This window comes from Mesorhizobium sp. M7A.F.Ca.CA.003.01.2.1 (assembly GCF_003998945.1).
Taxonomy (GTDB): domain Bacteria; phylum Pseudomonadota; class Alphaproteobacteria; order Rhizobiales; family Rhizobiaceae; genus Mesorhizobium; species Mesorhizobium ciceri.
Map to the genome: position 1 here is coordinate 1 of NZ_RZRA01001643.1, position 486 is coordinate 486.

Genomic DNA, 486 nt, shown 5'->3' on the forward strand with positions numbered 1-486 from the left:
ATCTGATGATCTTCGCTCAGATCGCCGAGGGCATAGATGACAAGACCTGGGAGTTTCATTTGCGCACCGGCGACTATTCCAAATGGTTTCGACATCAGATCAGGGACAAGGACCTGGCGCGCGAAACCGCCGAGGCGGAAGAGGACAAGACCCTGTCGGCGGAGGAGAGCCGCAAGCGGGTGCTTGATGCCGTGCGCCGCCGTTACACGGCTCCCGCCACAGCCCCGGAGTGACACGCGAGAGCCAAGGCAATCAAGCCAGCGCTGCATGCGAAATTCTTCAGTCAGGCAACGCCGCCACCGCGACAATTTCAACGACGATGTCGGCTTGCGCAAGCGCTGCAACTCCGATCACCTCCGAAGGCGGCGGGTTGTTATAGCTGCAGTGCTTCGGGCAATGCTCGGCAAAGAACTCGTCCAGTACGTCGAGACGAAAATTGGGTGAACTCAGAACGCCGCCATCGGGAAATGGCCCCTTGATGAAGAA

General features: G+C 58.8%; 2 pseudogenes. One reads left to right on the top strand and one right to left on the bottom strand.

Going from position 1 to position 486, the window contains the following annotated elements:
• Positions 1 to 233: pseudogene (locus EN969_RS34710) on the top strand (phosphoglycolate phosphatase); the annotation flags it as partial.
• A gap of 46 nt (positions 234 to 279) precedes the next feature.
• Here the strand turns inward: EN969_RS34710 and EN969_RS34715 are convergent.
• Positions 280 to 486: pseudogene (locus tag EN969_RS34715) on the bottom strand (RidA family protein); the annotation flags it as partial.